Origin of the sequence: uncultured Wocania sp. (assembly GCF_964021735.1) — a bacterium.
GTDB lineage: Bacteria > Bacteroidota > Bacteroidia > Flavobacteriales > Flavobacteriaceae > Wocania_A.
The window spans coordinates 1-5596 of the sequence record NZ_CAXIBN010000195.1 but is presented as its reverse complement, the minus strand read 5'-3'; the positions used below and the strand labels follow the sequence as shown (position 1 = coordinate 5596).

The 5596-nt window shown below is 34.4% G+C and carries 3 protein-coding genes and 1 pseudogene; 3 read left to right on the top strand and 1 reads right to left on the bottom strand.

From position 1 onward, the window contains the following. A pseudogene (locus AADI82_RS13370) lies at positions 1–134 on the top strand (IS3 family transposase); the annotation flags it as partial. Between the two features lie 22 nt (positions 135–156). Here AADI82_RS13370 and AADI82_RS13365 read toward each other — a convergent pair. Further along, positions 157–2286 carry a M1 family metallopeptidase gene (locus tag AADI82_RS13365; RefSeq protein ID WP_341216925.1) on the bottom strand — a complete coding sequence of 710 codons (2130 nt, stop codon included), beginning with the start codon at positions 2284–2286 and terminating at the stop codon, positions 157–159. A gap of 275 nt (positions 2287–2561) precedes the next feature. Here AADI82_RS13365 and AADI82_RS13360 point away from each other — a divergent pair, with 275 nt between their 5' ends. After that, positions 2562–3089, top strand: coding sequence for an inorganic diphosphatase (locus tag AADI82_RS13360; protein ID WP_341216924.1), 528 nt, complete (start codon positions 2562–2564; stop codon positions 3087–3089). A gap of 127 nt (positions 3090–3216) precedes the next feature. Further along, positions 3217–5577: a sodium-translocating pyrophosphatase gene (locus AADI82_RS13355; protein WP_341216923.1), complete on the top strand. Its 2361-nt coding sequence runs from the start codon at positions 3217–3219 to the stop codon at positions 5575–5577. The last annotated feature ends 19 nt before the right edge of the window (positions 5578–5596 follow it).

Genomic DNA, 5596 nt, shown 5'->3' with positions numbered 1-5596 from the left:
TATTCATGAATGCTTTGCATTTCCAAGAGCGACAAGTAAAATTTAGATTTATAAAACATCATAATTTTAAATTTCCAGTTGAGAAGATGTGTAAAATATTAAAAGTAAGCACTTGTGGTTATTATAATTGGTTATAAACTTGTTTCTGCATAAAAATCAATTACCCGTATTCTTATTCTTAAAGGTATCAAACTCTGATGCTTCTTCTACTTTTGGAAAACTATTGTTTGTTGTATCTACATCGGCAAACTCAAAATTAGGATCAAGATTTACTTTAACAACCTCCTTTTCTTTTATAAAGGTTTGTTTAACCTCGTATTCGTTTCTGCGCCATATTTGAGCAGGCAATTGATTTATTTCTTTAGTGCCATCTTTATAAATCCATTCAATAGTAACAGGCATTACTAATCCGCCTTTATTTTTAATGGTGACTTCGTAAATATTTTTGCTAGATATTTGTTTTCTAACCTCAGCTTCATCAATTCTTGATAAAAACTGACCGTAAGCAGCATCTGGCGTTGCTGTCATATTTATTACTTCTGGACCGCTAGAAAAATCTTTAGCCTTAACCTCTGTGTTTTCGCCTTCAATTTTAAATTGCGATTTTTTATTTTTATCTTCAATATTAGTGTCTTCTTCAAAAACCTTAAACCATTTTACATTGGTTAATTCCATATCCACATTATCGGTTGTAAAAAACCAACCTCTGTAAAACCAATCTAAATCTGTTGCAGTAGCATCTTCTAGTGTTCTAAATAAATCGGCAGGATTTGGGTGTTTGTATTTCCAACGGTTCGCATATTCTTTAAATGCTTGATCGAACAATTCTTTTCCAATAATTGAGTGACGCAACATTTGTAACCCAACGGTGGGTTTAATGTAGAAATTAGCTCCAAACTGATTGAATAATTCGTTATCTGAAGTGGTCATTATGGGGCGTAAAATATTTTTATCACCACTCATAAAAGGCACAATGCTTTTTGGTGTTGTACTACTAAAGTGTGGATAACGTTCTGCAACAGTACGCTGATGCAAAAACGTATTTAAACCTTCGTCCATCCACATCCATTTACGTTCGTCTGAACTCACAATCATAGGAAACCAATTGTGTCCAACTTCATGAATAATAGTACCTATCATACCCTGTTTAGCACGATCACTTATTTTACCATTTATAACACGTCCACCATTAAAACTAATCATGGGAAATTCCATACCTATATTGGAAGTATTTACTGAAATACATACAGGATACGGATAATCGAATGTCGCTTCAGAATATACTTCTAAAGCATGCATAACTGCTTTTGTAGATTCTTCTTGCCATACTGGCAAACCTTCTTTTGGATAAAAGGACATAGCCATAACCGTATTGGTTGGCAGTTTTACAGCTTGTGCATCCCACATAAATTTTCTGGAAGATGCAAAGGCAAAATCACGAACGTTTTCGGCCTTAAATTTCCAAGTTTTTAGTTTTTTTGATTTTGTTTTTTCGTTAGCTTCAGCTTCTTCTTTTGTAATAACCATCACAGGTTTATCAAATGACTTACGAGCTTCTTCCATTCTTTTTTGCTGTGTTTTTGTTAAAACAGCTTCACTGTTTTGAAGACTTCCAGTAGAAGCAACAATATGATCTTCAGGTACAGAAATTTCAACCTCATAATCGCCAAATTCTAAAGCAAATTCGCCTAATTTTTGAAACTGCTGATTTTGCCAGCCTTCAGTATCATTATAAACTGCCATTCTAGGAAACCAATGTGCTATTAAGTAAACCGTATTATCGTCTTCTGGAAAATATTCGTAGCCTTCTCTAGATAACAAATACATACTCCGATCGGTAATTGGATACGACCAAGCTATAGAGAAACGCATGGATTCACCAGATTTCAATGGCTTGTCAAGTAACACTTTCATCATCGTGTTATTAACCAACGATTTTATAGAATTACCGTTGACGTCTTTTATATATTTTATAGAATACCCAGCTGGAAAATCGATGGCTCTGGTAAGAAATTGCATTTGTCTGGTGTTCATACCTTCTTTTATGCTATTGTTTATACCTCCAAAATCTTCATTCCCCTTTTTATTTACATTTTGTTCTAACTGAATCCACAAATAGCTTAAATCGTCTGGAGAATTATTGTAATAAGTAATCATTTCTTCTCCAGAAATAGTATTGTTTACTTCGTTTAAAACAACCTTTATTTTATAATCTGCACGTTGTTGCCAATACGCTTTTCCAGGAGCTCCACTTGCAGCACGATAAGCATTTGGGGGTGCTATCATGTTATCAATGGGTTCAAATTTACCTTGCCAAGGCTGAGTTTGAGCACGAATTATTAAACATGAAAAAAAAGCGAAACATAATAATAAACAAAAACGCATAATAATCTGTATTTGAGTTAGTCGCGCACAAGATAGCAAATATTAACACTTTTTTTATTAAATTCTTTATAAGAATAAACTTATTTTTTTACTTTATTAAAAAGATTTAAAACAAATTGATTTTTGTTGTTAAATGTTAAAGTGTTCAGTACCTTTGCAGCCCAAAAAGAATAAACATGAGTAAGAAAAAAGCATTAACTTTTGATGTATTAATAGAAATACCAAAAGGAAGCAGAAATAAATACGAGTACGACTTTACATTACATAAAATCCGGTTTGATAGAATGTTATTTTCATCTATGATGTACCCTGGTGACTATGGTTTTATACCAGAAACACTAGCTTTAGATCAAGACCCTTTAGATGTTTTGGTTATGGGAACAGAACCTACATACCCTATGGTTGTTATGGAAGTACGACCTATTGGGGTTTTTCATATGACTGACGAAAAGGGACCAGATGAAAAAATTATTTGCGTACCAGTATCAGACCCTATTTGGAGTAACAATAAAGACATATCTGATTTAAACCCACATAGATTAAAAGAAATTGAACATTTTTTCCAAGTGTATAAGGATTTAGAAAAAAAGAAAGTAGATGTTGGCGGATGGGGAAATGCTCAAGAAGCTATTGAAATTTATAACAAATGCGTACAACGCTATGATGAAAGTGAACACAAGAAAAAAAGAACTTTCACAATATAACAAAAGACTATTAGTCTAATAGATTAAAAATGAACCACCTTAAATTTAAGGTGGTTTTTTTTATCACTTATATTTTCCTATTTTTAGCTCCGTTAAAAAAATTATTAACTAATACTAACTAACTAATATGGATTTAATAGTAAAATTTTTACCACTTTTTGGTATTGTAGCTTTAATTTTCGTTTTTCTAAAAAGCGGATGGGTTTCTAAACAAGAAGTTGGTGATGAAAAAATGTCACGTATAGCTAAAAATATTGCAGACGGAGCCATGGCATTCTTAAAAGCTGAATACAAAGTTTTAGCAATTTTTGTGGCTGCAGTAGCTGTCTTATTATATTTTAAAGGCGTATCAGAAGCAGGATCAAGTGGAATTGTAGCCGTGTCATTTATTATTGGAGCTATCTGTTCTGCCTTAGCAGGGTTTATTGGGATGAAAGTGGCAACCAAAGCGAATGTTAGAACTACACAAGCGGCAAGAACATCATTAGGGCGAGCTTTAGAAGTAGCGTTTGCAGGTGGTGCTGTTATGGGACTTGGTGTTGTAGGTTTAGGTATTTTAGGCCTAAGTGGTTTATTTATGTTTTATCAAAACTTATGGCCTGGAGCTGAAAATTTAGCGATGGTATTAAATGTGCTTTCAGGATTTTCATTAGGAGCCTCATCTATTGCTTTATTTGCACGTGTTGGTGGAGGAATTTATACAAAGGCTGCCGATGTTGGTGCCGATTTAGTTGGTAAAGTAGAAGCTGGAATCCCAGAAGATCACCCGTTAAACCCTGCAACTATTGCTGATAATGTTGGTGACAATGTTGGAGATGTTGCTGGTATGGGAGCCGATTTATTTGAATCTTATGTAGGTTCTATTATTGGTACTATGGTTTTAGGAGCATTTATTCTAACACCAGATTTTAGTGGCTTAGGAGCTGTTTACTTACCTTTAGTTCTTGGAGCTGTAGGTATAATAATGTCTATTTTAGGAACATTTTTCGTAAGAGTGAAAGATGGAGGAAACCCACAAACAGCATTAAATATTGGAGAATTTGGTTCTGCTATATTAATGGTAATAGCGTCTTATTTTATAATTAATGCTTTAATTCCAGAATCTGTTGAAGGTTTACCATTTGGAGCAATGGGTGTATTTTGGGCAACTATAGCTGGTTTAGTAGCTGGTTTAGGTGTTGGTAAAATAACAGAATACTACACAGCTACAGGAAAAAAACCTGTAATGTCAATTGTTAAGCAGTCTGAAACAGGTTCTGCAACAAATATTATTGCAGGTTTAGGTGTTGGTATGATGAGTACCGCAATTCCAATTCTTTTAATTGCAGCAGCTATTATGGTATCTCACCATTATGCTGGATTATATGGTATTGCAATTGCAGCGGTAGGTATGCTAGCAAATACAGGTATTCAATTAGCTGTTGATGCATACGGACCAATTTGTGACAACGCTGGTGGTATTGCTGAAATGGCAGAATTACCAAGCGAAGTTCGTGAACGTACAGATAAATTAGATGCTGTTGGTAATACAACTGCGGCTGTAGGTAAAGGTTTCGCCATTGCTTCTGCAGCATTAACAGCCTTAGCGTTATTTGCAGCTTTTATGAAAACTGCTGGTGTAACGGCTATTGATGTATCTCAGCCTAAAATTATGGCTGGTTTATTAGTTGGTGGCATGTTACCATTTGTGTTTTCTGCTTTATCAATGAATGCTGTTGGTCGAGCGGCTATGGCAATGATTGAAGAAGTTAGACGTCAGTTTAGAGATATTCCAAAATTAAAAGCAGCATTAGAAGTTATGAGAGCTGTTGATTCTGACATGACTAAAGCTACAAAAGAGCAACGTGCTATTTTTGATGAAGCTGATGGTGTTGCTGACTATAGTAAATGTATTGATATTTCTACAAAAGCGTCTATAAGAGAAATGGTATTACCAGGGTTATTAGCTATTGTTGTACCTGTAGCTGTTGGCTTTTTAGGAGGCGCAGAAATGCTAGGTGGTTTGCTTGCAGGTGTTACAACTTGTGGTGTGCTTATGGCAATCTTCCAATCGAATGCTGGTGGTGCTTGGGATAATGCTAAGAAAACTATTGAAGAACAAGGCAGAAAAGGAACAGATGCGCATAAAGCTGCCGTAGTTGGAGATACTGTTGGAGATCCATTTAAAGATACTTCTGGACCTTCATTAAACATCCTATTAAAATTAATGAGTGTTGTGGCATTAGTTATTGCACCTAGTATTGCAATTACTGCTGAAGGTATTGCTGCTTATACCGAAGAAAAAGAAGCTACAGAATTAGTAGCTCAAAATATTTCGAAAGAAATTAAAGTAGAAATGAATGAAATTGAAGATGGTGTTTTTAAAGCAGTAGTAACTACCCTTATAAACCAAAATGGGGAAAAGTCTACTAATTATGTGACTTTTGAAGGTACAGAAGCTGAAGTGAAAGCTAATGTTGAAGCTTTAAAAACTGAAGAAAATAGTTAATTTACAACTATAATAAAAC

Coding starts and splice junctions, on each gene's coding strand:
- AADI82_RS13355 (WP_341216923.1), top strand. CDS start 3,217: ATGGATTTAATAGTAAAATTTTTACCACTTTTTGGTATTGTAGCTTTA.
- AADI82_RS13360 (WP_341216924.1), top strand. CDS start 2,562: ATGAGTAAGAAAAAAGCATTAACTTTTGATGTATTAATAGAAATACCA.
- AADI82_RS13365 (WP_341216925.1), bottom strand. CDS start 2,286: ATGATAGCACCCCCAAATGCTTATCGTGCTGCAAGTGGAGCTCCTGGA.